Raw genomic sequence first — 4,694 nt, forward strand, 5'->3', positions numbered from 1 at the left:
AAAAAGGCAGGTGGTAATAGTATTTGTTCATCATCAGCTCAGCCAGCATGGAGGGCCCGGCATTGCTTCGAGGCAAAGGTAAAAGTGGCATTGGAGCAATACAGATGGCCGGGGTTTCGTCGTCGTCTTGTCCATTATCGGTACTCTCTTCTGCTTCAGTTGGCTTTATAGCGTACTTGACGCGTACTATCTGGCGAACATAAGTCTCACCAGGTTTGTGTTCAAGAATTTCGGTAACTTCCTCGCCAATACGCACCCAGTTGTCTTGTTTTCCTTCCGGCTCTATTACTTCTACTTCTCGTCTAAGGTGCTCTGGAAGCGGCTGACGCACAGCCTTCTTTTTATCTTTAACGGGCTTGCGTCGTTCATACTCGATTAGCTCTTTTTCTGCATCTTCAATGGCTGTTTTCTCCTCTGGAAGTACTTCCAGCCCCTCCCAGTCAATCTTTCTCTGGTCGGGGTCTTCTGCAATATGCTTTTCGCTGGAACTCCCGAAAAACTTATGCCGAAACCAGGCAAGTTGATCGGTAAGCTTATTGATTTGCTTGTCTTTTTGGGCCACAACAGCCTCTAATTCGTGGTTTTTAGCTTCAAGGGTATCGAGTGCCCCATTGTCGATTTTTCGCAACCGGGAAAGCTCCCCAAAAAGCTCATCACGTTCCTGAAGAAGCTCTTGGATTAATCTATCTTTATCGGTTGAAAAAACGCTCATTTATCACTGCTTGATTATGAGCTTAAAGATAGCAAAATCAGGTCTTTCAGCCAATTTATTTTACCTAAAAATCTTGAAAAGATGCTTCTTTTTGTCGTTTTTTCAAGTAGCCGTTTTTTGGGCTTTACATTCTTGACAATCATCATCAAATCGTGCCAACTTATTGCATGTGATGTAAGGCTTTCATCAAAAGCGGGAAGTTTGAAAACACCACTCGCGAGCTTCTTGTGGTAGATTACAAGACCACCGTGCTCCAGGTGCAGTATCTTCATGGTGGTTAGCCTGCGATTGACAAAAATGAAAACCTCCCCGCTTTGAACATCACGCTTCATTAAAGAGGTTACAATACCGCTAAGGGTGTAGAAGCTTTTACGCATATCCACCGGGGCCGGATACAGAAAGTATTTTAGCTTATCGTGTAAATGAAACATCGGCCTCAGTCAAATAAGTGAACAATTGCTTTTACTAATCGCATGTCAATGTTGTCTCTTAACACCATCTTTGTGCCATTGGGAAATATGAATTCTATTGGTGCATTGTCTCCTGATGTGTGGTTGCTCTTCATGGAAGATTGAAACGTTTGGTTATCACTCGCCGGTTGATCTGAATCAAAAGTCAATGGGATAAAACTTGCGGGCGGATGTTGCGATATCTCTTCCAGTTTATTCCTCCAGTAATAAAACGTTGAAGGAGCTAAGCATTGGTTGGCACAAAAGTCCTTTATGTTCAGACCGGATTTCTGGTACTCCTGGAATAGTCTTTTGAATGTTGATAATGTCATCCTCATTTTTTGCCATCAAAGTAAGGGCGTCTGCGCTGAGAATGCAATATGTGGGAGGCCGAAGGCTTACTTTCAATGATAGTGCCAATCAGGGCATTTTAAAAAATAAGCGGCTTTTCATAAACTTTGGAAAAATAATTGTGCGACATCAGAAGAAGAACGATGACCGCGATACCAACAAACATGTTTATGATTGGTATTATTGCTGCAATGGGCAACAAAATACCAATTCGCCCTAAAGTAATCGCTTGTTTTTTCATAACAGCTTAGCTTTTTTGATTAAATAACTGAAATTAATTTGTGAGTCCGGTCTAAAAAACATCTTTATTGCCAAACTCATTGTTGTTTTGATTTTTTGCATCGTCATTAACAATAAGTTAACTTCGGCACAAAAATTTAAAACGCCTTAATTTTGACAAAAAATATGTCTTTTTATACCACACTCATTTGTTAAAATGGAATATTTATTAATTCGGATCATTCCATGCCTGTTTTACAAAATAATGACCTTTATTGCCCGTAAGGCAAAAATCAAACAATTGGTATTCAAACAATAAAAACGAATTCAAGTTATTAATAATATTTTTAGTATGCAACATTATTTCATCAGTTTAAAATATTTCTAAGTTATTGGTCTGATGGAACTCGCATGATTGGGTTTATACATGTTCTCTTGTAACAAACCTTGTCATGCTCGTTTCATTAGATCGTTAGATTATTAGATATAAGATATAAGATGATTCGTATACCATTGAAAATCTGTATATTATCAAAACAAGCCCATTAAATCTAACCAATTAAATCCAAGGTGTTTGCAAAAGTTTAACGGACTATTGAATAATACTAAAAAAATGCTACATATTCCTGAATGATCCGGATTCATAGTTTAAATTTGCAGAGTAGTGAACAAAGAATAGATCATTAGATTTTTAGATATAAGATGATTTATATAATCTTGATATACTGCATTTTAACAAATACAACCCATTAATCACAAGCAATTGGTTTGCAACGGATTGTAAAAGTATAACGGACTGGTGGAACAAAAACAGTAAGCTTCTAATAAATGATCATCAAAACAAATTAAAAACAAAGTCGATATGAATTACAGAGTACTCGGAAAAACCAATCTAAAAATCTCGGAAATCTCTCTCGGAACCTGGCAGGTAGGAGGCAAATGGGGATCGGGATTTGACGACAAAAATGCCGAAACCATTATCAATACTGCCATCGATAATGGTGTTAATTTTATCGATACCGCTGATGTTTATGAAAACGGAATGAGCGAAAAAGCAGTAGGAAGGGTTGTTCGTTCACGCCCGGAGGAAGTTTTCGTGGCATCGAAATGCGGCCGTCGAATCCAGCCACATGTCAACGAAGGTTACCAGCCCGATGTTCTGCAAAAATTTGTAGAAGACAGCCTTAAACGGACAGGTCTGGAGGCCCTCGACCTGATACAACTCCACTGCCCGCCTACCGAAGTATATTACCGTCCCGAAATTTTTGAACGATTTGACAAACTTAAAGAACAGGGTAAAATTAAAAACCTGGGCGTTAGTGTTGAAAAGGTGGAAGAAGGCCTTAAAGCCATTGAATATCCCAATGTTTCGACGGTTCAGATTATTTTTAATGTTTTCAGACAACGACCAAAAGAACTGTTCTTCAAAGAGGCCGCCAGACGAAACATCGGAATCATTGTAAGAGTCCCCCTGGCCAGCGGATTACTTACCGGTAAATTTCATTCCGGCACCACTTTCGATACAGGTGATCATCGTTATTTCAATCGTGATGGAAAAGCCTTCGACAAGGGCGAAACTTTTGCCGGAATTGATTTCGAAAAAGGACTGAAGGCAGTAGATGAGCTAAAGAAACTTTTCCCCGGTGAACAAAATCTTGCTCCTTATGCATTGCAATGGATATTGAAATTTGATGAAGTTAGCTGTGTTATTCCCGGTGCATCGTCGGTTGAACAAGTCAAATCAAACCTCTCGATTTTTGATTTGCCACCTCTTTCCCCGGAAAAGTTTGAGGCGATGAATGCCATCTATGAAAAATACATAAAACCTGACGTGCATCATCGCTGGTAGCAAATTAAATTCTGTGCGAATTTACCTCTGCCCGGCAAAGGGCTTATATGATGAAATACTTGCGCGTTCCGGCAAACCAATAGTTAAGACTTATTTTATACTGATGAAGAATGAACGTTCGGAAAAATACTTTGTGCCTGATGATGAAGATGAAAACATCATCCTTCACAACAAAAAAGGCATAACCGATCCGCACGAACTTTACAAAATGGAGTTTTCGGGGTTTTTAAGAGCTCAACTCATACTGCTTGAGGAGCTCACCCCGAAAACCCGTTTTAGTGTGAAATATATACTCAATATTCACAGAATGGCATTATCACATCTTTATGATTTTGCCGGGAAACTGCGGCATGTTAACATGGCGAAAGGAACTTTCATGTTTCCAACAGCACGTTTCCTTCCAAAAATAATGGACGAATTCGAAAAAAAGTTTCTGAATCCACTCCCCGATAAATACGCGTCAGACGAAGAATTAATAAGAGATATTGCCAGAGTTCATGCCGAATTGCTATATATTCATCCTTTCCGGGAGGGCAATGGACGAACTGCCCGTGTACTGGCTAATTTAATGGCAGCAAAACACGGTCATCACTTTCTGGAAATCAATAAAATCAAAGAAAACTATTTTGAGGATTACATTAAAGCAGTACAAGCGGCGGCAAATGAAAATTACGAACCGATGGAAAAAATTATTCGACTCGTATTTTGATTTCTTTCCTGAAATCTTCAACCAGCTTTTTTAATTCATCTTCGGAGAAAACAATCCCCTCAACAGCAAACGATTCTGCCACAGTATCAACAACTTTGGTAATCCTATCCTCCATCGATATAAAATAAGCATTGGTTTCTATTATTTTCTTTTCCATAAATATCAATAGATCTTTAGATTTTTAGATATCAGGTCATTAAAATCCTGTAACAAGCTTATAATTAACTCTTTACAATCAACAAGCTTTGTTTGATAACTAACTGTCTCTATCCCAGATAAAAAATCAGACAAATTCCAGGGACAAACTGAAAAATGTTTTTCAACAAAATTTATTACTTCTGTCTGTCGGTACTTGTATCAATGAGCCCGGTCTAAAAAGCATCTTTATTGCCAAACTCTGTGTTG

General features: G+C 38.7%; 6 protein-coding genes and 1 pseudogene. 2 read left to right on the forward strand and 5 right to left on the reverse strand.

All coding sequences use genetic code 11. The features are described from left to right. The 4 genes and pseudogenes from OQ5_RS21425 to OQ5_RS23650 all read right to left on the reverse strand — a co-directional run. Nucleotides 1–712 (reverse strand): annotated as a pseudogene (locus OQ5_RS21425) (IS66-like element ISPba3 family transposase); the annotation flags it as partial. Between the two features lie 14 nt (nt 713–726). After that, the gene (gene tnpB / locus OQ5_RS21430) at nt 727–1,143 is read right to left on the reverse strand and encodes an IS66 family insertion sequence element accessory protein TnpB (protein WP_016778540.1); all 417 of its coding nucleotides are present in this window, start codon (nt 1,141–1,143) and stop codon (nt 727–729) included. A 5-nt stretch (nt 1,144–1,148) separates the two neighbouring features. After that, on the reverse strand, nt 1,149–1,499 hold the full coding sequence (gene tnpA / locus OQ5_RS25435; protein WP_016778541.1) for an IS66 family insertion sequence element accessory protein TnpA: 351 nt from the start codon (nt 1,497–1,499) through the stop codon (nt 1,149–1,151). 92 nt (nt 1,500–1,591) lie between these two features. Continuing rightward, nucleotides 1,592–1,753: a hypothetical protein gene (locus tag OQ5_RS23650; RefSeq protein WP_176694095.1), complete on the reverse strand. Its 162-nt coding sequence runs from the start codon at nt 1,751–1,753 to the stop codon at nt 1,592–1,594. 840 nt (nt 1,754–2,593) lie between these two features. Between OQ5_RS23650 and OQ5_RS0116475 the strand changes: the two genes are divergently transcribed. After that, entirely contained in the window at nt 2,594–3,580 is a 987-nt protein-coding gene (locus OQ5_RS0116475; RefSeq protein WP_016778544.1) for an aldo/keto reductase, read from the forward strand. 103 nt (nt 3,581–3,683) lie between these two features. Then, nucleotides 3,684–4,289: a Fic/DOC family protein gene (locus OQ5_RS0116480; RefSeq protein ID WP_016778545.1), complete on the forward strand. Its 606-nt coding sequence runs from the start codon at nt 3,684–3,686 to the stop codon at nt 4,287–4,289. Here OQ5_RS0116480 and OQ5_RS23655 read toward each other — a convergent pair. Beyond that, complete coding sequence (locus OQ5_RS23655; RefSeq protein ID WP_016778546.1) at nt 4,270–4,446, reverse strand: hypothetical protein; 177 nt, start codon at nt 4,444–4,446, stop codon at nt 4,270–4,272. The genes OQ5_RS0116480 and OQ5_RS23655 overlap by 20 nt on opposite strands. Nucleotides 4,447–4,694 lie beyond the last annotated feature (248 nt).

The organism is Anaerophaga thermohalophila str. Valhall (assembly GCF_000250735.1).
Taxonomy (GTDB): Bacteria; Bacteroidota; Bacteroidia; order Bacteroidales; family Marinilabiliaceae; genus Anaerophaga; species Anaerophaga thermohalophila_A.